Consider the following 21202-nt stretch of genomic DNA (forward strand, 5'->3'; position numbering starts at 1 on the left):
ACCGCCATCTTGGCACTGCCGGTGCTCAGGAGCCCTCGTGGGTCGGTGTGATCCCGGCGATGCGGCGGGCGGCGGCGTCGGCGGTGGCGATGCACGCCGGGAGCCCGACGCCGTGCAGCGTCGCACCCGCTACGGCGAGGCCAGGGACGGCGGTGACGGCCCGTTCGATCCGCTCGACGCGGATGAGGTGCCCGATGCCGTACTGCGGGAGCCCGCCGCCCCAGCGGGTCACCAGGGTGTCGATCGGCTCGGCGGTGATCCCGGTCAGCCGGGCCAGGTCGTCGCGGACCACGCGGACGAGTTCGTCGTCGTCGGCGTGCAGCGCCCCCGGTTCGCCGAAGCGGCCGACCGAGCCACGCACCAGCACCGGGCCTTCGCCGTACTGCGCCCACTTGCGGGAGGAGAAGGTGAACGCCTTGGCGGCGAACGGCTTCCCGGCCGCGTCCCGCTCCCCCGCGCCGATCAGCACGCCGGACGACTCCGGCAACGCGGTCCCCGGCGGGAGCGCGAGCGCGACCACCGCCATCGACGCGAGTTCGATCTTGCCGAACACCGTCGAGGCCACTCCCGCGACACCGTCGAGCAGCCGTCGTGCCGATGGCGCCGGGACGGCGAGAACAACGGAGTCGGCGTCGAGGTCGCCGACCTTCCAGCCGGTGGGGGTGCGCTCGAGCGCCGTCACCGTGGTCCCGGTCCGGATCTCGGCGCGGGACAGCTCCGCGAGCCGGGCGATCAGTGTCCCGAGTCCGCCCAGGAGAGTGCCGAAGACCGGAGCCGTACTCGGCGAGGCGGGGATGAGCGAGGCGGCGCCTTCGGTGAGCGAAGTCGCTCCGCGATCGATCGCGGACGCGAGACCGGGCATGGTCGCGCGCAGCCCGAGCCCGTCCGCTCCCCCGGCGTAGACCCCGCCGAGCAGCGGGTCGACGAGCCGGTCCACGAGTTCGTCGCCGAACCGCTCGCGCAGCAGCTCGCCGAGCGGCACGTCCTCCGCGGGCAGTTTCAGCGGAGACAGCGAAGCCTCGGCCTCGACCAGGGCGCGCCCCTTCTCCGACAGCACTCCGGCGACCGCGTCGGCCGAGGCGGGAACGCCCATGACCGTGCCCGGCGGCAGGCCGAGCACGGAACCACCGGCGTGGATCTTGGCGCGGGCCTTGGTGGGGTGGACGAGGCTTTCGCCGAGCCCGACCTCACGGACCAGGGCGACCGCCTCGGGACGACGGGCGAGGAAGGCCTCCGCGCCGACGTCGTAGCGCTGTCCGGCGAGTTCGACCGTGCGGAGCTTCCCGCCGAGCGAGTCCGTCGCCTCGAAGACGACGATCCTGGCGTCCTCACCGAGCAGCGTCCGCAGCCGGTACGCCGCGGTCAGTCCCGAGATGCCGCCACCGACGACGGCGATCGTCTTCACGGCTGAAGCTCGTGCACCAGCCCGACCACGCGCGTCAGAACGTCCGGGTCGACGCCGGGCAGCACGCCGTGGCCGAGGTTGAAGATATGGCCGTCGGCCGCGCGGCCCTCGGCGTGGATGCGCCGGACCTCGGCCTCGAGGACCGGCCAGGACGCGTGCAGCAGCGCCGGGTCGAGGTTGCCCTGGACGACACCGCCGCCGAGCCGCCGGACGGCTTCGTCGAGCGGGATGCGCCAGTCGACCCCGACCACGTCGGCGCCCGCGTCGCGCATGGCCACCAGCAGCTCGCCGGTGCCGACGCCGAAGTGGATCCGGGGCACGCCGTAACGCGCGACCGCGGACAGGACCTTCGCCGAATGCGGCAGGACGAACTCGCGGTAGTCCCGCTCCGAGAGCGCGCCCGCCCACGAGTCGAACAGCTGGATCGCGTCGGACCCGGCGTCGAGCTGCGCGGACAGGAAGGTGATCGCCATGTCGGCGAGACGCCCGGCCAGGTCGTGCCACAGCTGGGGCTCGGAGTGCATGAGCGCCTTGGTGTGCTCGTGGTTGCGGCTCGGCCCGCCCTCGATGAGATACGAGGCCAGGGTGAACGGCGCGCCCGCGAACCCGATCAGCGGTGTCTCGCCCAGCGACCCGACCAGCAGCCCGACGCCCTCAGCGACCCGCTCCACCTGTTCCGGCTCCAGCACCGGCAGCGCGCGCACGCCCGCGGCGTCGCGGATCGGCTCGGCGACGACCGGGCCGGTGCCCGCGACGATGTCGATGTCGAGACCCGCCGCCTTGAGCGGGACGACGATGTCACTGAAGAGGATGGCCGCGTCGACGCCGTGACGGCGGATCGGCTGGAGCGTGATCTCGGCGAGCATCTCGGGGTCGAAGCAGGCTTCGAACATCGAGGTGCCCTCGCGCAGCGCCCGGTACTCGGGCAGCGACCGGCCCGCCTGGCGCATGAACCACACGGGGGTGTGAGCCGGGCGTTCGCCGCGCGCGGCGGCCAGGAACGGCGCACCGGACAGGGCGCGACGGGCCGCCGGGACGGTCTGCGCGGGAGAAGCAACTGAAGGAGACATCACGGTTCATGGTGCCATGTGCGCTCGGAGGCCTTACTCTCGGCGCGCCTGCGCCCCGAACCGGACGATCGCGTCTTACAGTCGGTTGGTGACCGCGATGACGTCAGTACCCGATCTCTTCCGTGAAGCCGTCGCGGCGTTGCAATCGGTCCGGCCCCGTCCGGAGGTGCGGCTGGAGACGATGCGCCCGCCGCAGCGCCTCGCCCCGTGGTCCTACGCGGTGAGCTGCGAGGTCGAAGGACCGGCGGACGTACTGGCGTCGGGACGGCTCGTGCTGCTGCACGACCCCGACGGCCAAGAGGGCTGGGACGGGGTCCTGCGGCTGGTCATGTACGTCCGCGCGGAACTCGACCGGGAACTGGCGACCGATCCCTTCCTGCCCGCCGTGGGCTGGTCGTGGCTGACCGACGCGCTGGAAAGCTCCGGCGCGGAGTGGACGGCGCTGGGCGGCACGGTCACCGAGACGTCTTCGGCCCGCTTCGGCGACATCTCCGGTCCCGCGCGCACCGACGATCTGGAACTCCGGGCGTCCTGGACGCCGACGGACGCCGCGCTGCGGCCGCATGGGCAGGCGTTCTGCCAGGTGATGGCGAGTGTCGTGGGGCTACCGCCGGTCGGTGTGACGCTGTTCGAGCAGCGCCAGTCGTCCTGATCCCAGGGTCTCGGACACCACCTCGAGCCTCAGTAGCACCACCGGTCACACGAGAGCGCGTGAAGGCCCCCTTCCCTCGGCTCAGCCGAGGAAACTCGACCTTCACACCTTCCCCAGTACATGAAGGCCCCCTTCCTTGCGCCTAGGTACAGGAAGGGGCCTTCATGTACTTCGCTCGAGCGCCTCACGTACAGCGCGCGCCAGGCCTCCTGAGCCGCTTCGACCCTGTGAGCGCGTCGGCCACGGTGCCGACACGCCGGATTCCCATCAATCGAGACATAGCATTCGGGTTATATTGCGATCGGCGGCCATCTAGCGTCGCTAGGAAAGCTAGCGGCACTAAAGGTCCCTTGCTCTCCCCGCCAGATCCGTGAAGGCCTCCATCCCTGCCCTCTAGGTAGGCAAGGAGGCCTTCACGGACAGCCGCAACGCTCACGAAGCGGCCGCAGGAGGCTTCGCTTGAGCCATTCGCGAGCCCCTCAGAGCGTCCGTACGCCCCCGAAGGTCGCTTGGCGGCCATCTGGACTAGACCAGCTCCCACCTGCGCGGAGCCGGTCGCTCAGAGGTCTGGACCACCCCGTTCGTGCTAACCCGGCTGTCACCGTCAGCAACAAGATCGCATCCGCCCGCGAGCACCCCGAGACGCTTCCGGAGCGTCACCGTCACTGTCACCGAGCGGAGCGATCATGACGCTCCGCGAAGTTGATCAAGCCCCATGCCGGAGCCGCTTTCCGGCTCCCGCCGCACCGCCCGGCGAGGCTCCCGGGCAGAGGCACCGGCAGGTGCACGCCCCATCTGCACAGTCGGTCGCGCCCCGGTAACTCAAGTCCATCGCGTTCTTTCGGCGATGTGTTAGCCACCGGCTGTGTACTAGCCCGATCGTGTTACTACGAACTCCCTGAGTGACCACTGGTTTGAGATAGATACCCATTCGATCCCCCCGCGAAGGCCTCAGGGCGGCTACAGTGCCATCGACGACACCACTTTCGGTCTAAAGCTGGCGCGGCTAAACGGCCGAAAGTCCCGGTGCCGGTCGGGGGGCACGACCGACTCCAGGGAGGTAGTGACGTGGCTACCGTCGGCATTTCTCAGGCCGTCCGATCCACGCCAGCCGGTTCATTGCCGGCGAGCATGGTTCCGCACCCGCGGGAAGAGCTTTTTTCCGTGTTGGTGGTCGATGACCACCCGCTGTTGAGGGAGGCAATCTCAGCAAGACTCGCACAGATGGGTGCGGGCACCGTCCACGAGGCCGCCACGGTGGCCGAGGCGAGGGCGCGAGCACAGGCCACCGGGCCTTGTGACCTGGCGATCCTCGATCTCGGACTGCCGGATGGCAGCGGCATCGAGCTGGTTACGGAACTCCGTAGCCACGGCTGGCCTCGAGTAGTGGTGCTCGCTTCGTCAGACGACCCGTACGCGGTCAGGTCGGCGTTCCAGGCCGGCGCCCAGGCATACCTGCTCAAGTCGGCTTCGCCGGTCGTGGTGACCGACGGCGTCCGCAGGGTGCTCGAGGGCGGCGTCTACGCGGACCCGAGCGTCGCACCGGTCCTGGCCACCGGCACCCGGGTCGCGGGCACCGACAACACCCCGCGCGAGCTTTCGGCGCGCGAGGTCGAGGTGCTGCAGCTCGTGGCCGACGGCCAGAGCAACAAGGAGATCGGCGAGGAACTCAGCCTCTCCGCTCTCACGGTGAAGTCTCACCTCTCCCGCATCGGGCGCAAGCTCGGCACGGGTGACCGGGCTCAGATGGTGGCGCTGGCCATGCGTGCCGGCGTGATCCGCTGACAAAGGCGAACAGCCCTGCGGGGCGGGCGGACCAGGCGCGGCCCGCTCGTCCCGTAGGGTCTTCACCTATGGAAGGCGACCGACCCGGAGAACCGCAGACGGACCCGAAGACCGGCACCGACGACACCGGTGGACCGGTCCTGCTGCGTGAGCCCGCCGAGGGCACTCCACCGGTGATCGCCGACGCGACCGCCCTCGCCGAAGCCTGCGTGAAGATCGCGGGCGGCAGCGGGGCCATCGCCGTGGACACCGAACGCGCGTCCGGCTACCGATACTGGCCGAAGGCCTATCTCGTGCAGCTGCGCCGCGAAGGTGCCGGTTCCTTCCTCATCGACCCCATTCCGCTCGAAGGGCAGCTCGAACCCCTCGCGGAAGTGCTCAACAACGCCGAATGGGTGCTGCACGCAGCCTCTCAGGACCTGCCGTGCCTCGCCGAACTCGACCTGCGTCCGAAGAGCCTGTTCGACACCGAACTCGCCGGACGGCTCGCCGGGTACGAACGGGTCGCCCTCGGCACCCTCGTCGAGCTCCTTCTCGGCTACCAGCTGGAGAAGGGCCACAGCGCCGCCGACTGGTCGAAGCGTCCGCTTCCCGTCGACTGGCTGAACTACGCCGCCCTCGACGTCGAGCTGCTCATCGAGCTGCGCGAGAAACTCGAAGCCGACCTGGCCGCCCAGGGCAAGCTCGAATGGGCCCAGCAGGAGTTCGAGGCCGTCCGCACCGCGCCGCCGCCCGCACCGAGGGCCGAGCCGTGGCGCCGGACGTCCGGTGTGCACAAGATCCGCAGCGCCCGCGGCCTCGCCGCCGTGCGCGAACTGTGGCAGGCGCGCGACGAGCTCGCCCGCAAACGCGACCGCGCGCCGAGCCGGATCCTGCCCGACAGCGCGATCATCAACGCCGTCACCGCGGACCCGAAGACCGTCGAGCAGCTGCAGGCGCTGCCGGTGTTCAGCGGCCGGGTCCAGCGCAAGTACACCGCGAGCTGGCTGCGGCATCTGCAGGCCGCCCGCGCGCTCCCCGCCGACGAACTGCCGACCCCCGCCCAGCAGACCGACGGACCGCCGCCGGTGAACCGGTGGTCGGACAAGGATCCCGACGCCGCCGCCCGGCTTTCGGCCGCCCGCGCGGCGCTGTCCGCGATCGCGGAGGACCGGCGGCTGCCGGTGGAGAACCTGCTGCTGCCGGAGCTGGTGCGCCGCACCTGCTGGCGTCCGCCCGCGGACCTGAGCGAGGATTCGGTCGCCCAGGTCCTGCGTGACGGCGGCGCCCGGCCGTGGCAGGTCGAGCTGACGGTGGCGGTGCTGAGCAAGGCACTGCACGCCACCGCCGCCTGACCCGGCTTCAGCCCTCCAGCAACGCCCGCGCGGCCCCACGCCGTGCGGTGTCCGGTTCCCCGAGACCGGCGAGCCTCAGCACGCCGTCGGCCCCTTCGACGGCGTGCGCCTCGACGTCCAGATCCGGCTGGTCGCGCCGGACGATCGCGATGCTCTCGACGAGCCCGAACACGAGGTCGGTCCGGATGCCGCGAAGGTCTCCGGGAACACCGGCCGCCGCGACGAGCGAGCCGTAGACGCGTTTGAGCTCCGCCCGCTCGGCCCGGAATCGCGCCAGCCGCGGCGACGAGATCTCCGGCAGCAGGTACAGGGCGCCGAGGTTGTGCCGCGCGCTCCCGAGCAGGTGGATGTCCGCGTAGGCCAGCGCCCACAGCCGCGTGCCGACCGGCGCGAGCTTGGCCGACAGCCCGCCCGCGACGTCCAGTGACGGCCGGACGGTGTCCTCCAGCAGCGCCGCGAGAATGTCCTCTTTGGACGGAAAGTGGTAGTAGAGCGACGCCTGGCGCAGCCCGGCGCGTTCGGCGATGGCCCGGGTGGTCGTCGCCGCGTACCCGGCACCGGTGAACAACTCCCCCGCCGCGTCCAAGACGGCGAGCCGCGCCTCCTGTTTGCTCGCGGCGGCGCCGCTGGCTCTCGGCCTGCCCACCCCGGTCGTTTTCGTCATCTATCCGATCCTGCCATTTCTCCGCGAAGATCTTTGTTACGTCCGGCGGTCGGCCCAGGTTACCGAATCCGGTATCTGTTAACACCGCGCTTACCCGGCGGAGATCGGAAGGTTCCCGCACGCGCTTAATTTCGGTCAGCCGATCGAAATCCGGCCCTTGAGACAGGAGCCTCCGCAATGCCCTCCGAGGACCTTTCCGCCTTCGGGTACCGCCAAGAACTTCGCCGTACACTGGGCGGTTTCTCCGCCTTCGCCGCCGGTTTCTCCTTCGTTTCCATCCTTACGACGGTGTTCCAGCTGTTCGCCTTCGGCTATTCCTTCGGCGACACGCTCTTCTTCTGGACATGGCCGCTGGTGATCGCCGGGCAATTGCTCGTCGCGCTCAACTTCGCCGAACTCGCCGCCCGATTTCCGCTGGCCGGATCGGTTTACCAGTGGGCGAAACACCTCTCCCCCGGATTCGCGGGGTGGCTCGCCGGCTGGATGATGCTGGTGGGCTGCGTCGTGGCCCTCGCCGGCGCCGCGATCGCGCTGCAGGTCGTCCTCCCGTCGGTCTGGAGCGGGTTCCAGCTCGTCGGCGGGGATCCGGCGATCACCTCCCCGACCGGCGCCAGCAACGCGGTCCTGCTCGGCACCCTGCTGATCGTCCTCACCACCGCGATCAACGCGGGCGGCGTACGGCTCATGGCGCGAATCAACGACATCGGGGTCGGGGCCGAACTCGTCGGGGTCCTGGTGCTGATCGCCGGTCTCGCGCTGTTCGCCGTCCGCGGCCCGCAGGTCGTGCTCCAGCCCGCCGGTGAAAGCCCGGGAGCCGGTGGCGTCCTCGCTTCGGCGCTGATGGCCGCGTACGTTCTGTACGGCTTCGACACCGCCGCCTCGGTCGCCGAAGAGACCAAGGACGCCCGCCGCATCGCCCCGCGTGCCGTGCTTCGCGCACTGCTGATCTCGGGGGTCGGCGGCCTCGCCGTCGTCATCACCGCGCTGATGGCGGCACCGAGCCTGACCGACGGGCAGCTCGCCGGGAAAGGCCTGCCGTATGTGATCACGGCCGTCTTCGGCGACACCCTCGGCCGGGTCTTCCTCGCCGACGTCGCGATCGCGGTCGTCGTCTGCACCCTGACCATCCAGACCGGCACGGTCCGGCTGATCTACTCGATGGCCCGCGACGGCGCGCTCCCCGGCGCCAAACGCCTTTCCGCGGTGAACGCCCGCACCGGGACGCCGATCGCGCCCGCCGTGCTGTCCGGGCTGCTCGCCATCGGGCTCCTGCTGCTGAACCTGGGGAATCCGACCATCTTCAGCACCATCACCGGCACTTCGGTGGTCGTGGTCTATCTGGCCTATCTCCTGGTGACCGGACCGCTCCTGGTCCGGCGCCGTCAAGGCCGGTTCAGCGCCGAACCCGGCCATTTCTCCCTGGGACGATGGGCTATTCCGGTCAACATCGCGGCAGTAGGGTACGGCGCGATGATGATCGTCAACATCGCCTGGCCACGAGCCGAGATCTACGACCTGGCGGGCACCGGTTCCGTCTGGGTCCGGTTGTTCCCGATCGAGTTCGTCGGCGCCGCGCTGCTCACCGGCTACCTCTGCTGGCGCCGCCGCTCCGCGCTCACCACGGTTCCCATCCCCGCGACCTGAAGGAAGGTTCCATGAGCACGACATCGACCACGTACGGCGCTCGCGACCACGCGCGTGCCCAGGCGGGCACGGTGACCGAAGCGATGCCGGCCATCCCGGCGTCCACCTGGCCGGACCCGCCGCCCGGGATCGACCCGGCGAAACTGGTCTGGGCCGAGACCGTCGCCGGCGGCGGCTACACCCACAAGGTCCTCGCCCGCGGCACCGAGCTGCGGCTGACCGACGTCGAGGGCGACGCCTGCGCGCACGTGCTGTTGTACAACGCCGACCAGCCCTGGGAACGGCTGAACGTCGCGGACACGGTGAAGGTCCAGTGGAACGCCTATCTCGGCGAGGCGATCGCACTGCTTTCGGACCAGGCCCGGGTGCTCGCGACCGTCGTCACCGACGAGAGCGGCAAGCACGACGCCCTCTGCGGAACGTCCACTGTGGACGGCATGAAGCTGTTCACCTTGGCCGCCGCAAAACACGGCCTCACCCCGCGCGATCTCCCGCCGAGCCTGTCCTTCTTCCAGGGCGTCCACGTCGAGACCGACGGCGGGCTGACGTTCACCGGCTCGGCGGGCCCCGGCAAATCCGTGGTCCTGCGCACCGAACTCCCGGTGATCGTCCTGATCGCCAACGTGCCACACCCGCTCGACCCGCGCCCGGACTCCCCGATCACGCCGCTGCGCGTCTTCGCCCAGCGCTCCACGCCGTCCACACCGGACAGTCCTGAATGGACCGCGTCACCCGAAGCTCAGCGAGCCTTCGAGAACACCGCCGACTACCTCACCGCAAGGGGCCTGGCATGACGATCATCTCCGACACCGAGGTCGCCGCGCGGGCGCCGTACTCCACCGTGCTGCGGAAGGGCGAGACGCTCGCGATCATCGACCTCGGCGGCAATCAGGCCGTCGACTTCCTCTGCTACGACGCCGCCGACACGGCGAAGAGATACAGCGCGGCCGCCACGATCGCCGCACAGCGCAACATCTTCCTGACCACCGGCAGTGTGCTGCGCACCGGTGAGGGCGCACCGCTGCTGACCGTCGTCGAGGACACCTGCGGGCGGCACGACACGATCGGCGGCGCCTGCAGCAAGGAGTCCAACAGCCTCCGCTACGGCCAGCACACGCGGTACCAGCACGCCTGCGTCGAGAACTTCCTGACCGAGGGCGCCAAATGGGGTCTCGGAAAACGGGATCTGGTCAGCAACGTCAACTGGTACATGAACGTGCCGGTGGAAAAGGACGGCACGCTCGGCATCGTCGACGGTATCTCGGCGCCCGGCCTGGAGGTCAAGCTGCGCGCCGAAACCGACGTGCTGGTGCTGGTGTCGAACTGCCCGCAGATCAACAATCCGTGCAACGGCTTCGACCCGACGCCGGTCCGGATGATCGTCACCGGCGGTGACGCGTGAAGCTGCTCGTCGCCAACCGGGGGGAAATCGCGGTCCGGATCATCCGGACGGCAAGGGAGATGGGCATTCCGACGGTCGCCGTCCACTCCGACGCCGACCGTACGGCCGCGCACGTACGGCTCGCCGACGAAGCCGTCCGGCTCGGCCCGGCGCCGGCGAGGGAGAGCTACCTCCTCGCCGACGCCATCATCGAAGCCGCGTTGAAGACCGGGGCGGACACGATCCACCCCGGTTACGGTTTCCTGTCCGAGGACGCCGCTTTCGCCAGGGCCGTGGAAGCGGCCGGGATCCGGTTCGCCGGTCCCGCCGCGGAGCATCTGGAGGTTTTCGGCAGCAAGCACACCGCACGGGAAAAAGCCGTCGAGGCGGGCGTTCCGCTGCTGCCGGGCACCGGTCTGCTGAACACCCTGGCCGACGCCGAAGCCGCAGCGGCGGAGATCGGCTATCCCGTGATGCTCAAGGCCACCGGTGGTGGCGGCGGAATCGGCATGCGCGCCTGCGCCTCCGCCACCGAACTGCGCGACGCCTGGGAAGCGGTGCAGAGTATCGCGGCCAAGAGCTTTTCGACCTCGGGCGTGTTCCTCGAACGGCTCGTGACCCGTGCGCGGCACGTCGAGGTCCAGGTGTTCGGCGACGGCGCGGGTGAGGTGCTGGCGCTGGGCACGCGGGACTGCACGCTGCAGCGGCGCAATCAGAAGGTGCTCGAGGAGTGCCCCGCGCCGGGACTTTCCGAAGCGGTGCGGGAGAAACTGGTCTCGGCGGCCGTCGGCCTCTGCGCTTCGGTGCGCTACCGGTCTGCCGGGACGGTCGAGTTCATCTACGACCCGGTCCGCGAAGAGGCCGCGTTCCTCGAAGTCAACACGAGGCTTCAGGTCGAGCATCCGGTCACCGAGGCGGTGTACGGGATCGACCTGGTCGCGTGGATGCTCCGGCTCGCCGACGGCGACACCGGGATGTTCGCGACCACGCCCTCACCGCGCGGGCACGCCGTCGAAGCACGGGTCTACGCCGAGGACCCCGCCGCCGGGCACCGGCCGAGCGCGGGCCTGCTGACCCGCGCCGACTTCCCCGACGGCGTCCGGGTCGACACCTGGGTCGAAGCCGGAGCGAACGTGACGACGCATTACGACCCGTTGCTCGCCAAGGTGATCACCGCCGGCGAGGACCGGGCCGAGGCGCTGTCCGCGCTGGGTGAGGCGCTCGGCGCAAGCCGGGTGGACGGCGTCCGGACGAACCTCGGTCAGCTGCGCGCGGCCGCCGCGGATCGGCGGCTGCACGAGGTCACCCACGACACCGCGACCCTCGACACGATCGCCGACCCCGAACCGCGGATCGAGGTTCTGCGCGGCGGCACGATGACCACCGTCCAGGACTGGCCGGGGCGGCTGGGATTCTGGCACGTGGGTGTCCCGCCGAACGGGCCGATGGACGACCTGTCCCTGCGGCTGGGCAACCGCGCGCTGGGCAATCCCGAAGGCGCGGCGGGCCTGGAGTGCACTGTGGACGGTGTCTCGCTGAGGTTCACCGACGACGCAATCGTTTGCGTCACGGGATCGCCGTCGCCGGCGACCGTCGACGGCTCCCCTGTTCCACAGTGGACGCCGGTCGAGATCCCCGCGGGCGGAGTGCTCGACGTCGGCACCGGGACCGCCGGGCTCCGCGCGTACGTGCTCGTCCGCGGCGGGATCGCCGTGCCGGACTTCCTGGGCAGCGCGGCGACGTTCACGCTCGGCGGTTTCGGCGGGCATGGCGGGCGCGCGCTGGCGGCCGGGGACGTCCTCTACCCCGGCCCTCTTCCGGAGCAGGGGGTCGCGGGCCCCGTTCCCGAGGCCGAACGCCCGGTCTTCGCGACGCACTGGGAGATCGGCGCGGCGGAGGGACCGCATGCGGCGCCGGAGTTCTTCACCTCGGACGACGTCGAAACGTTCTACGCCACCGACTGGGAGGTGCACTTCAACTCCGCCCGGACCGGTGTCCGGCTGGTCGGGCCCCGGCCGCGCTGGGCCCGGGAGGACGGCGGCGAGGCGGGTCTGCACCCGTCGAACATCCACGACACGCCGTACGCGATCGGTGCCGTCGACTACACCGGCGACCTGCCGATCCTGCTGGGCCCGGACGGGCCGAGCCTCGGCGGGTTCGTCTGCCCGGCGACCGTGGTGACCGGGCAGCGGTGGAAACTCGGCCAGCTGCGGCCGGGCGACACCGTGCGTTTCGTGCCGATCACGACCGAGCACGCGGGCTCTTTGCGAATCGCGCCGAGCACGGCGGTCAAGGCGAGCCGCAAGCCGATCGACGACGGTGGCATCCTCGGCCGTCTGTCCACATCGGACGAGAACCCCGAGGTCACCTACCGGCGCAGCGGCGACGACAACCTGCTGATCGAGTACGGGCCGATGAAGCTCGACCTTGCCCTGCGGATGCGGGTCCACGCGCTGGCCGATCGGCTGACCAGAGAAGGACTCGAGGGCGGCGGCGGTGTCGTCGACCTGACCCCGGGCATCCGTTCGTTGCAGGTGCACGTCGACCCGGACGTGCTCCCGGTGCCGAAACTGCTCGGCCTCGTGCAGGAGGTGGAGCACGACCTGCCGCGGACCGCGGATCTCGTGGTGCCGAGCCGGACCGTGCGGCTGCCGTTGTCCTGGGACGATCCGGCGACGCGCGAGGCGATCGAGCGGTACATGGCGGGCGTGCGCGACGACGCGCCGTGGTGCCCGTGGAACATCGAGTTCATCCGCCGGGTCAACGGTCTGTCCAGTGTGGACGACGTCTACCGCACGGTGTTCGACGCGGAGTACCTGGTGCTAGGGCTCGGCGACGTCTACCTCGGCGCGCCGGTGGCCACCCCGCTGGATCCGCGGCACCGGCTGGTCACCACGAAGTACAACCCGGCCCGCACGTGGACCGCGGAGAACTCGGTCGGCATCGGCGGCTCGTACCTGTGCATCTACGGGATGGAAGGCCCCGGCGGGTACCAGTTCGTCGGGCGGACCGTGCAGGTGTGGAGCGGCTGGCGGCAACGCGGGTCGTTCGAACCGGGTTCGCCGTGGCTGCTGCGCTTCTTCGACCGGATCTCGTGGTACCCGGTGACCGCCGAGGAACTGCTCGACCTGCGGGCACAGAGCTCGGCGGGAGAACTGGAACTCGACATCACCGACGGCGAGTTCGCGCTGGCCGACCACGAGCGGTTCCTGGCCGACAACGCCGACGACATCGCCTCTTTCCGGGCGAAGCAGAGCGCGGCGTTCGAGGCGGAACGGCAGGCCTGGGCGGCCGCTGGCGAATTCGACCCGCGGCCGGAACCCGTCGGCGCCAAGGTCCCGACCACGAAGGTCGAGGCGCCGCCCGGTGGACATGTCGTCGAGGCACCGTTCGCCGCGACCGTCTGGCGGGTGGACGTCGAGCCGGGCAAGAAGGTCGACGCGGCCGAGACGCTGGTGATCCTCGAAGCGATGAAGACCGAGGCGCGGATCCCCGCGCCCGCCGCCGGGGAGGTCGTCGAGGTGCTCGTCTCGCCCGGCGATCAGGTCGCCCCCGGCACGCCGCTGGTGGTACTGGGAAGGAGCGCGGGATGAGCGTGCCGGAGCGGGTGCGCGCCGCGTACCACCGGATCGCGCGGGTCGACCGGCCCGAGATCTGGATCGGCCTGCGCCCGGAGGAAGACGTCCTCGCCGACGCGGAGAAGCTGGAAGCCCGTCGCGCGGCGGGGGAATCCTTGCCGCTGTACGGGAAACTCGCCGCGGTGAAGGGCAACATCGACGTCGCCGGGCTGCCGACGACGGCGGCGTGCCCCGAGTACGCCTACTCGCCCGCCGAGGACGCGCCGGTGGTGGCGCGGCTGCGCGCGGCCGGGGCGCTGATCCTGGGCACGACCAATCTGGACCAGTTCGCGACCGGGCTGGTCGGCACGCGCAGCCCGCACGGCGCGGTCCGGAACGCGATCGATCCGGCGTACGTTTCGGGCGGGTCGAGTTCGGGGTCGGCGGTCGCGGTGGCGCTCGGGATCGCGGATCTCGCGCTGGGCACCGACACCGCCGGATCCGGCCGGGTACCGGCGGCGTTCAACGGGATCGTGGGGCTGAAGCCGACGCGCGGACTGCTGCCGACGACCGGTGTCGTGCCGGCGTGCGCGAGCATCGACTGCGTGACCGTGTTCGCGCGGACGGTCGACGAGGCGACGGCGGCGTTCGCCTGCCTGAGCGAGCCGCGGGACCTTCTCGTGCTGAACCGCCCTTTCCGGATCGGCGTGCCGTCCGAGCTGGGGCCGCTCCAGGACGGATGGGCCGAGGCGTTCTCCGCGGCGGCTCACGAGTTCCGTGACGCGGGCGCCGAACTGGTCACTGTCGACATATCGGCGTTCCTGGCCGCGGCGCGTCTGCTGTACGAGGGCGCGTTCGTGGCCGAGCGGTACTCGGCGGTCGGTGAGTTCGTCGACGCGCACCCGGACGCCGTCGATCCGGCCGTGCGGCGGATCATCGGCGCGGCCAGGGACATCCCGGCGCACCGGTTGTTCTCCGACCTCGCGACGCTCGGGGATCTTTCGCGGGAAGCGTCGGCTGTTTTGTCCACTGTGGACTGCCTGCTGCTGCCAACCACGACGGAACATCCGACGATCGCCGACGTCGAGGCCGATCCGCTGGGCGTGAACGCCCGGCTGGGCCGGTTCACGAACTCGACGAACCTGCTGGGCCTGTCGTCACTGGCCGTACCCGCCGGGGCCGTGGGCGGCCTGCCGTTCGGGGTGATGCTGGTCGGTGCCGCCTACGCCGATCGGATCCTCGCCGACGTCGCCCGCACGGTGCCGCGTCGGACGCGGATCGCCGTCGTCGGCGCCCATCTGCGCGGGCAGCCGCTGAACCACGAACTGACCTCGCGGGGTGGCCGGTTCGTGGCGGCGGGGCCGACCGCGGCGGAGTACCGGCTGTTCGCGCTGGGCACCGTGCCGCCGAAGCCCGGTCTCGTCCGGGTCGCGTCGGGCGGCGCGGCGATCGAGGCCGAGGTGTGGGACCTGCCGCTCGCGGGCTTCGGGGAGTTCGTCGCCGGCGTTCCGGCGCCACTGGCGATCGGGAAGGTGCGGCTGGCCGACGGGGGCGAGGTGTCCGGGTTCGTGTGCGAGCCTGGCGCGGTGGAGGGCGCCGAGGACATCACGTCGTACGGCGGGTGGCTCGGGTACTTGAGCCGTTGAGTCGAGCCTCGCCGGACGCGTCGTGAAAGCCACTTTCAGGACGTCAGACGTCGCGAAAGTGGCTTTCGCGACACCCAGCCGCCGACAGCCCCGCAGGAACGTTGCGAAAGTGGCTTTCGCAACCCCGCCCTCCACCTGGACTTTCCGATTCGGTTGGCTTCCCGAGGCGTTCTGGGAACAACCTCACAAACCCTGGCGCCCCGCCGAACGCTGGGTAGCTTCGGGGTGGTGCCGACCACATCCACCTCCAGCCGCCGGACCGTGATCAGCGTGTTCGCGGCGCTGGGACTCGTCGTGGCCGCGATGGTGACGCTGGGCGCCACCGGCTTCGCCGTCAAGCAGGTGACCGGGCAGGCGCTCGCGGTCCTCGAAGAGGTCCCCGGACCCGAGTCCGGCCCGACGTGCGCCGTCGACAAGCGTTATGTCGACGAAGAGACCTTCGGCATGCGCCCGGACGTGATCGAAGCGTGGAACGCCCTGCGCGCCAAGGCCAAAGAGCAGAACATCACGCTCTGCGTGAACGACGGCAAACGCAGCCGGGCCCAGCAGCAGCGCGAATTCGACAAGGCCGTCGAGCGGTTCGGCTCCGTGGAGCAGGCCAAGAAATGGGCACTGCAGCCGGAGACGTCCATGCACGTCAAGGGAATCGCCGTCGACATCCAGCCGCTGAACTCGGCCGCGTGGGTGGACAAGAACGGCGGCGCGCTCGGCTGGTGCCGCCGCTACGACAACGAGAAGTGGCACTTCGAGTACGACCCGGCCTACAAGACCGCCGGCTGCCCCGCCCTGCTCCCCAGCGCCACCGGCAACTAGCGCGTAACTCGCGTGATTGGACGCGTAACTCGCGTGATTGAAGGCGTAACTCGTCCAGACACGCGAGTTACGCCTTCAATCACGCGAGTTACGCCTTGGCCAGGGTTTCGGCGACGTACTTCGCGGCCTCGGCGAGGAGCGCCTGGTCGTACGGAGCGTCTTTGGTCGCCTTGCTGGACATGATCGCGACGACGATCGGTGCCTTGTCCGGCGGCCACACGACGGCGATGTCGTTCAGCGTGCCGTACTCGCCGGTCCCGGTCTTGTCGGCGACGGTCCAGCCGGACGGCAGGCCGGCGCGGATCCGCTGGGCGCCGGTGGTGTTGCGCTGGAAGAGATCGCGCAGGAAGTCCCGTTTGTCGGCCGTCAGCGTGTCACCCAGCACGATCTCCCGGTAGACGGCGGCGAAGGCGCGCGGAGTCGTCGTGTCGCGAAGGTCGCCCGGCGTCGCTTCGGTGATGGCCGGTTCGACCCGGTCCATCCGCGTGACGGTGTCGCCGAGGCTGCGCGTGAACGCCGTCAGTTCGGCGGGACCGCCGAGGTCCCGCAGCAGCAGGTTGCCCGCGGTGCCGTCGCTGAACCGGATGGCGGCATCGCACAGCTGGCGGATCGTCATGCCGGTGGCGACATGCCGCCCGGTGACCGGGGCGTGTTTCATCAGGTCGTCCCGCGAGTATTCGACCCGGGTTTCCAGATGCGACAACGGATTTCGCTGCAGGACCGCGGCCGCGGCCACCCCTTTGAACGTCGAGCAGAACGCGAAACGCTCGTCGGCCCGGTGCTCGACCGTGGCGCCGCCTCCGGTGTCGACCGCGTACACGCCCAGCCTGGCGTCGAACTTCTTCTCCAGCTCCATCAACCGGTCGTGGAACTGACGCGTCGTGGGTGGTGGCGGAGGAGCAGGCGTCGGCGGCGCGGGCTGATTCCCCCGGGTGCAGGCGGCCAGCGAGGCGAGGACCGCCATCCCCAGCAGCGCGCGACGGGTGACGGCCGGCCCCGGCGAGTTCATCGTGATCCCTCCCCCTGATCACTTCGAACATAGCAACTTCCCCACCGCCCCCGGATCGGCCAAGCGGCCGAGGCGGGTGACCCCGGGAGTGTGCCTTCGCCCACTCGACCGGGCCACCATCCTGGTTACCGGCCGGTAACCGGGACTAGGGTGCGGTCAGGACTACCTCAACTTCAGGAGCATTCGTGGCCGCAGGAGCAACACCGCTCGCGCCGAACGCGCGGTCGGTACGCAATGTCGCCTTCGTCGAAGGGGTGCGAACGCCCTTCGGCAAGGCAGGCGAAAAGGGTATGTACGCCGGCACCCGTGCCGACGATCTCGTCGTCAACGCCATCCGTGAACTGCTGCGGCGGCATCCCGGGCTGCCGCCCGAGCGCGTCGACGAGGTGGCGATCGCCGCCACCACCCAGATCGGGGACCAGGGCCTGACCATCGGCCGCACCGCCGCGCTGCTGGCCGGTCTGCCGAAGTCGGTGCCCGGCTTCGCGCTGGACCGGATGTGCGCGGGCGCGATGACCGCGGTCACCACGACCGCGAGCGGGATCGGCATCGGCGCGTACGACATCGCGATCGCCGGCGGCGTCGAGCACATGGGCCGTCACCCGATGGGCGAGGGCGTCGACCCGAACCCGCGCATCATCGCCGACAAGCTCGTCGACCCGACGGCGCTCGTAATGGGCCAGACCGCGGAGAACCTGCACGACCGGTTCCCGGCGATCACCAAGCAGCGCACCGACGCCTTCGCCGCGCGCAGCCAGGAGAAGTACGCCGAGGCCGTGAAGACCGGCAAGATCGGCCCCGAGCTGGTCCCGGTCGCCACCCGGTCCAAGGAACTCGGCTGGGGTCTCGCGACCGAGGACGAGCCGCCGCGCCCCGGCACCACCGTCGAGCAGCTCGCCGGGCTGAAGACGCCGTTCCGCCCGCACGGCCGGATCACCGCGGGCAACGCGGCCGGTCTCAACGACGGCGCCACCGCGGCCCTGCTCGCCGACGAGGACACCGCCCGCGAGCTCGGCCTGCCGATCGGCATGCGCCTGGTGGGCTACTCCTTCGCCGGCGTCGAGCCGGAGGTCATGGGCATCGGCCCGGTCCCGGCCACCGAGAAGCTGTTCAAGCGCACGGGCCTGTCGATCGACGACATCGGCCTGTTCGAGATCAACGAGGCGTTCGCCGTCCAGGTGCTCGCGTTCCTCGACCACTTCGGCATCGCCGACGACGACCCCCGCGTCAACCAGTGGGGTGGCGCGATCGCCTGCGGTCACCCGCTCGCCTCCTCCGGCGTCCGGCTGATGACGCAGCTCTCGCGTCAGTTCGCCGAGCGCCCCGACGTGCGCTACGGCCTGACCACCATGTGCATCGGCATCGGCATGGGCGGCACCGTTATTTGGGAGAACCCGGCCTTTGAGGGGGCGAAGTAATGACTTTCACCGCTGAGCAGGCGAAAGCCGCCTTCCCCGACGAGGTCGTCACGAACGCGGTCACGCGGCTGGTGAAGGTGCCTGGTCTCGACAAGCCGGTCGCCCTGATCACCCTGGACAACGGCCACGACCACACCCGGCCCAACACCTTCGGCCCGCAGGGCCTGGTGAGCCTCAACGCCGCGATCGACGCCGCCTTCGCCGCGGAACCCGCCGCGATCGCGGTCACCGGCAAGCCGTTCATCTTCGCCGTCGGCGCCGACCTTTCCGGTGTCGAAGCGGTCGCGGATCCCGCGCTGGCGCGGGAGATCGCGCAGACCGGGCACGACGTGTTCCGGCGGCTCACCGAATCGGAGATCCCGACCTTCGGATTCGTCAACGGCGCGGTGATGGGCGGCGGGCTCGAACTCGCGCTCTCCTGCCACTACCGCACGCTGTCGGAGAACACCGCCGCGATCGCGTTCCCCGAGGTCTTCCTCGGCCTGTTCCCGGGCTGGGGCGGCACGCAGCTGCTGCCGAACCTGATCGGCCCGGACGCCGCGGTCACCGTGATCATCGAGAACGCGCTGGCGCAGAACAAGATGCTCAAGGTCGCGCAGGCGGCGGAGCTCGGCATCGTCGACGAGGTCTTCGGCTCGGCCGACTACCTGGAGCAGTCCCTGCTGTGGCTGGCGAAGGTCGTCAACGGCGAGATCACCCCCGCCCGTCGCGAGATCGACCGCGGCGCGGGCTGGGACGCCGCGATCGCCCGCGCCAAGTCCATTGTGGACGGACGCACCAAGGGCGCGTCCCCCGGCGCGACCAAGGCCGTCGAGCTGCTGGCGCTGGCCCGCGAGAACGATCTGGACCGCGGCTACGCGGCCGAGACCGACGGGCTCGCCGAACTGCTGATGGACGACACCCTGCGCGCCGGGCTGTACTCGTTCAACCTGGTCAACAAGCGCGCCAAGCGGCCGGCGGGCGCGCCGGACAAGTCGCTGGCGCGCAAGGTGAACAAGGTCGGCATCGTCGGCGCGGGCCTGATGGCCAGCCAGATGGCGCTGCTGTTCGTCCGCCGTCTCAAGGTGCCGGTGGTGCTCACCGACGTCGACCAGGAACGCGTCGACAAGGGTGTGTCCTATGTGCACGGTGAGATCGACAAGCTGCTGGCCAAGAAGCGGGTCTCGCCGGACGGCGCGAACCGGCTGAAGGCGCTCGTCACCGGCTCGCTCGACAAGTCCGCGTTCGCGGATGCCGACTTCGTGATCGAGGCGGTGTTCGAGGAGCTGGGCGTCAAGCAGAAGGTTTTCGCCGACCTGGAGCAGTACGTCTCGCCCGAGGCGATCCTGGCGACGAACACCTCGTCGCTGTCGATCACCGCGATGGCGTCGCAGCTGAAGCACCCGGAGCGCGTGGTCGGGTTCCACTTCTTCAACCCGGTCGCGGTGATGCCGCTGCTGGAGATCGTCCGCGCGGAGAAGACCGACGATGCCGCGCTGGCGACGGCGTTCGCGCTCGGCAAGCAGCTCAAGAAGTCGAGCGTGCTGGTCAAGGACGCGTCCGCGTTCGTGGTCAACCGGCTGCTGCTGCGTTTCCTCGGCGAGGTGCTGGTGACCGTCGACGAGGGCACGCCGTTCGACGTCGCGGACAAGGCGCTCGAGCCGCTGGGCCTGCCGATGACGCCGCTGACGCTGATGCAGCTCGTCGGCCCGGCGATCGCCCTGCACGTCGGGGAGACCCTGCACGGGGCGTTCCCGGACCGGTTCACCGTCAGCGAGAACCTGGACCGCTTCGTGAAGGCGGGCAAGAAGGGCGTCTGGCAGTGGGACGCTCACGGCAACGCCACCGTCGACCCCGAGGTGGCCGAGCTCTGGCAGCAGGGCGACTCGCCGTCGACGTCCGAGCAGGTGCGTGACCGCGCGCTGGCCGCGATCGCGGAGGAGATCCGGATCATGCTCGACGAGGGCGTGGTCGCGGAGGCGCAGGACATCGACCTGTGCCTGATCCTCGGCGCGGGCTGGCCGTTCTGGCTCGGCGGCATCACGCCGTACCTGGACCGGGCGGGTGTGTCCGAGAAGGTCAACGGCAAGCCGTTCCTGGCCCCGGGCGTGGCGAGCGTGCCGCTCTCCTGAGCCTCGACGAAAGGCCACCGTCGGCGATCCCTTGATCGCAGGCGGTGGCCTTTCACGTTTTCCGCGGATTCTGTGGCGATCGACTGCGGTTTCGTGAAACCTTGTCTCCGGGCCCGGAGGTTCGTCTCCCCGGCCATCCCCCGGGGAGACGGGCTGTCAGCCTTCGCCCGATGGCGGGCAGGGTGGCGGCGTGGTCGTCAGCTGAGCGGCGATCCGCGCGGGGTCGAGCACGTCGATGTCCTTCGCCTCGGGGAACCGCTGTCGCAGCTCGTTCGCCCACGCTTCGACGTCGGTTCCGGCGACGGGGACCAGATGCACGGCCGCCGGCAGGGCATCCGGTGTCGCGTTCTCCAGCAACTCCGGCTTGTTCGCGAACAGCTTCTTGAACCGCTCGTACGCCTGCGCCTTGGTTTCGGTGAACACCCGGCGGGCCTTCGGATCGCCCCGGAGGGCCTGGGCAGCGGTGTTCATGTGCTCGTCGGCGTCGATGAACATCGCCAGCCGGAGCCCGCAGAGTTCCCGCTCCCCCAGCGGAACGGGCACGGTGTCCCGTGGCAACGCCGCCGGGGCGGGCGGATCGGTGACCCGGTTCAGAACGACGACGGCCGTCGTCACGACGGCGGCGACGACCAGGACCGCGACGACTCCGAGCACCCAGAGCAACCGCCGCGGTGCCTTGGGTGTCCGTTCCGGTTGTTCCACAGGGACGATCA

The 21202-nt window shown here is 70.3% G+C and carries 16 protein-coding genes; 11 read left to right on the forward strand and 5 right to left on the reverse strand.

What is annotated here, in order from left to right; genetic code table 11:
* Positions 1-25: 25 nt before the first annotated feature.
* The gene (gene hemG, locus H4W30_RS26695) at positions 26-1405 is read right to left on the reverse strand and encodes a protoporphyrinogen oxidase (protein WP_192745354.1); all 1380 of its coding nucleotides are present in this window, start codon (positions 1403-1405) and stop codon (positions 26-28) included.
* Complete coding sequence (gene hemE / locus H4W30_RS26700; RefSeq protein WP_192745355.1) at positions 1402-2475, reverse strand: uroporphyrinogen decarboxylase; 1074 nt, start codon at positions 2473-2475, stop codon at positions 1402-1404. Before hemE ends, hemG begins: the two co-directional genes overlap by 4 nt.
* Positions 2476-2563: 88 nt before the next feature.
* On the opposite strand from hemE, the gene H4W30_RS26705 reads away from it, so the two are divergent.
* The 3 genes from H4W30_RS26705 (at position 2564) to H4W30_RS26715 (ending at position 6246) form a co-directional block, all read left to right on the forward strand.
* Complete coding sequence (locus tag H4W30_RS26705; protein ID WP_185927011.1) at positions 2564-3127, forward strand: DUF3000 domain-containing protein; 564 nt, start codon at positions 2564-2566, stop codon at positions 3125-3127.
* Positions 3128-4195: 1068 nt separating this feature from the next.
* Entirely contained in the window at positions 4196-4912 is a 717-nt protein-coding gene (locus H4W30_RS26710) for a response regulator transcription factor (protein ID WP_034318331.1), read from the forward strand.
* Between the two features lie 68 nt (positions 4913-4980).
* Positions 4981-6246: a ribonuclease D gene (locus tag H4W30_RS26715; RefSeq protein WP_192745356.1), complete on the forward strand. Its 1266-nt coding sequence runs from the start codon at positions 4981-4983 to the stop codon at positions 6244-6246.
* Positions 6247-6253: 7 nt separating this feature from the next.
* Here H4W30_RS26715 and H4W30_RS26720 read toward each other — a convergent pair whose 3' ends face one another.
* Positions 6254-6910: a TetR/AcrR family transcriptional regulator gene (locus tag H4W30_RS26720; protein ID WP_192745357.1), complete on the reverse strand. Its 657-nt coding sequence runs from the start codon at positions 6908-6910 to the stop codon at positions 6254-6256.
* A 177-nt stretch (positions 6911-7087) separates the two neighbouring features.
* Between H4W30_RS26720 and H4W30_RS26725 the strand changes: the two genes are divergently transcribed.
* The 6 genes from H4W30_RS26725 to H4W30_RS26750 all read left to right on the forward strand — a co-directional run bounded on the left by H4W30_RS26725 (position 7088) and on the right by H4W30_RS26750 (position 15951).
* A complete protein-coding gene (locus H4W30_RS26725) occupies positions 7088-8554 on the forward strand; it encodes an amino acid permease (RefSeq protein ID WP_192745358.1) in 1467 nt (488 codons plus the stop codon).
* An 11-nt stretch (positions 8555-8565) separates the two neighbouring features.
* Positions 8566-9348: a DUF1989 domain-containing protein gene (locus H4W30_RS26730; protein WP_192745359.1), complete on the forward strand. Its 783-nt coding sequence runs from the start codon at positions 8566-8568 to the stop codon at positions 9346-9348.
* Complete coding sequence (locus tag H4W30_RS26735; protein ID WP_192745360.1) at positions 9345-9956, forward strand: urea amidolyase associated protein UAAP2; 612 nt, start codon at positions 9345-9347, stop codon at positions 9954-9956. Before H4W30_RS26730 ends, H4W30_RS26735 begins: the two co-directional genes overlap by 4 nt.
* Entirely contained in the window at positions 9953-13528 is a 3576-nt protein-coding gene (gene uca, locus H4W30_RS26740; protein WP_192745361.1) for an urea carboxylase, read from the forward strand. Before H4W30_RS26735 ends, uca begins: the two co-directional genes overlap by 4 nt.
* Positions 13525-15138 (forward strand): allophanate hydrolase, encoded by a 1614-nt coding sequence (locus H4W30_RS26745; RefSeq protein ID WP_192745362.1) that lies wholly within the window; start codon positions 13525-13527, stop codon positions 15136-15138. The genes uca and H4W30_RS26745 overlap by 4 nt, the downstream gene beginning before the upstream one ends.
* 225 nt (positions 15139-15363) lie before the next feature.
* Positions 15364-15951, forward strand: coding sequence for a D-alanyl-D-alanine carboxypeptidase family protein (locus H4W30_RS26750; protein WP_192745363.1), 588 nt, complete (start codon positions 15364-15366; stop codon positions 15949-15951).
* A gap of 88 nt (positions 15952-16039) precedes the next feature.
* Here H4W30_RS26750 and bla read toward each other — a convergent pair whose 3' ends face one another.
* A complete protein-coding gene (bla, locus tag H4W30_RS26755; RefSeq protein WP_192745364.1) occupies positions 16040-16960 on the reverse strand; it encodes a class A beta-lactamase in 921 nt (306 codons plus the stop codon).
* A gap of 185 nt (positions 16961-17145) precedes the next feature.
* Here bla and H4W30_RS26760 point away from each other — a divergent pair, with 185 nt between their 5' ends.
* Positions 17146-18378 carry a thiolase family protein gene (locus H4W30_RS26760; protein ID WP_192745365.1) on the forward strand — a complete coding sequence of 411 codons (1233 nt, stop codon included), beginning with the start codon at positions 17146-17148 and terminating at the stop codon, positions 18376-18378.
* A complete protein-coding gene (locus tag H4W30_RS26765; protein ID WP_192745366.1) occupies positions 18378-20489 on the forward strand; it encodes a 3-hydroxyacyl-CoA dehydrogenase NAD-binding domain-containing protein in 2112 nt (703 codons plus the stop codon). Before H4W30_RS26760 ends, H4W30_RS26765 begins: the two co-directional genes overlap by 1 nt.
* Positions 20490-20645: 156 nt before the next feature.
* Here H4W30_RS26765 and H4W30_RS44575 read toward each other — a convergent pair whose 3' ends face one another.
* On the reverse strand, positions 20646-21191 hold the full coding sequence (locus H4W30_RS44575; protein WP_192745367.1) for a permease-like cell division protein FtsX: 546 nt from the start codon (positions 21189-21191) through the stop codon (positions 20646-20648).
* Positions 21192-21202 lie beyond the last annotated feature (11 nt).

It is taken from the genome of Amycolatopsis roodepoortensis (assembly GCF_014873915.1).
Taxonomy (GTDB): domain Bacteria; phylum Actinomycetota; class Actinomycetes; order Mycobacteriales; family Pseudonocardiaceae; genus Amycolatopsis; species Amycolatopsis roodepoortensis.

Excerpts from the sequence above, each read along its gene's own strand:
- H4W30_RS26725 (WP_192745358.1), top strand. The coding sequence starts at position 7,088 with ATGCCCTCCGAGGACCTTTCCGCCTTCGGGTACCGCCAAGAACTTCGC.
- H4W30_RS26730 (WP_192745359.1), top strand. The coding sequence starts at position 8,566 with ATGAGCACGACATCGACCACGTACGGCGCTCGCGACCACGCGCGTGCC.
- H4W30_RS26735 (WP_192745360.1), top strand. The coding sequence starts at position 9,345 with ATGACGATCATCTCCGACACCGAGGTCGCCGCGCGGGCGCCGTACTCC.
- H4W30_RS26745 (WP_192745362.1), top strand. The coding sequence starts at position 13,525 with ATGAGCGTGCCGGAGCGGGTGCGCGCCGCGTACCACCGGATCGCGCGG.
- H4W30_RS26765 (WP_192745366.1), top strand. The coding sequence starts at position 18,378 with ATGACTTTCACCGCTGAGCAGGCGAAAGCCGCCTTCCCCGACGAGGTC.
- bla (WP_192745364.1), bottom strand. The coding sequence starts at position 16,960 with ATGAACTCGCCGGGGCCGGCCGTCACCCGTCGCGCGCTGCTGGGGATG.
- hemE (WP_192745355.1), bottom strand. The coding sequence starts at position 2,475 with ATGTCTCCTTCAGTTGCTTCTCCCGCGCAGACCGTCCCGGCGGCCCGT.
- H4W30_RS26720 (WP_192745357.1), bottom strand. The coding sequence starts at position 6,910 with ATGACGAAAACGACCGGGGTGGGCAGGCCGAGAGCCAGCGGCGCCGCC.
- H4W30_RS26715 (WP_192745356.1), top strand. The coding sequence starts at position 4,981 with ATGGAAGGCGACCGACCCGGAGAACCGCAGACGGACCCGAAGACCGGC.